The following is a 1,225-nucleotide window of genomic DNA, read 5'->3' on the forward strand; positions in this document are numbered from 1 at the left end:
TGAACTGCACCCCAAAACTTGGACGGCTTAAATAAGAACTACGCCGCAAGGGGCTGGTTCCGGAACTCCTCCGGGGTCAGCCCCTTCAGTTTAACCTGCCTTCGCCTCGTGTTCCAATGGGCGACGTACGCGTCCAGGTCCGCCTTGAAGGACTCGAAGTCGGGCCATGTCCTTCCCCGGAAGAACTCGTCCTTCATGTGGCCGAAGACCTGCTCGGTGGCGCCGTTGTCGATGCAGTTGCCCTTTCTGGACATGCTCTGGACGATCCCGGCGTCCTTCAGCCTCCCGCACCATGCGGCGTGCTGGTACTGCCAGCCCATGTCGCTGTGGAGCACCGGCGTCGCGCCCTCGGGCATCTTCGCCAGCAGCTGGTCGAGCAGCTCGGCCTGCTGCGCCATGTCCGGGCTGGTCGACGTCGACCACGCGACTATCTCCTTGCTGCCGAAGTCGTACACCGGCGCGAAGTAGGCCTTGCCCCAGGGCTGCTTGAACTCGGTGACGTCGGTGCCCATCTTCTGCCACGGCCCGTCGGCGGCGAAGTCGCGCCCGATGACGTTCTCGAACGTCTCGCCCACGACCCCCCTGTACGAGTTGTACCTATGGTAGTCGGTCTCGCGGCGGATGCCGCAGCGGACCCCCATCTCCCGCATCATCTTGAGCACGGTCTTGTTGGCTATGCGCGCGCCCAGCTCGGCGCGCAGGCACATGGCGACCTGGCGGTGGCCGCACCCGTTGGCCGTGCGCGAGAAGATCTCCGCCACCGCGTCCCGCAGCTCCGGGCGCGTCGGCCTGGCCGGGTGCGACAGCGCGTAATAGTAGCTGGACCGGGCCAGGCCGGCGCATTCCAGCAGGCTCCCCAGCTTGCACCCCTCCGCGCGCAGGGCGCTCACGGCCTCGACCTTCGCCCTGGTCAGAGCCCGTCCCTCTCGACCAGGGCACGCAATTTTTTTAGGTAGGCCACCTCGGTCTCGAGCCTTCGGCAGCGCTCCTCGAGCTCCTGCTCGCGGGTGCGCCCGCGCGACTTGGGGCCGGACCCCTTCGGCCTGCCCCTGGGCTTGGGCCTGAGCGCCTCGGCGCCGCCCTCGCGGTAGAGCGCGCACCATCTCTTGAGCGGCGCCAGGGACATGACCCCGAACGCCTTCATGGCGTCCTGCTTGCCCATGCCGCCGTCGACCACGGCCGAGGCGGCGGCGACCTTCTGCTCGTATGTGTACCTGGTCTGCTT

General features: G+C 67.3%; 2 protein-coding genes. Both read right to left on the bottom strand.

The window, feature by feature from the left end:
- Positions 1 to 38 precede the first annotated feature (38 nt).
- A complete protein-coding gene (locus ACTQWD_RS08675; RefSeq protein ID WP_441540416.1) occupies positions 39 to 890 on the bottom strand; it encodes an IS3 family transposase in 852 nt (283 codons plus the stop codon).
- 20 nt (positions 891 to 910) lie between these two features.
- Positions 911 to 1,225: helix-turn-helix domain-containing protein (locus tag ACTQWD_RS08680; RefSeq protein ID WP_441559748.1), on the bottom strand; the 315-nt coding region annotated here is incomplete at its 5' end.

Source organism: Collinsella sp. LCP19S3_B6, assembly GCF_052121815.1.
In the GTDB taxonomy this organism is placed as follows: domain Bacteria; phylum Actinomycetota; class Coriobacteriia; order Coriobacteriales; family Coriobacteriaceae; genus Collinsella.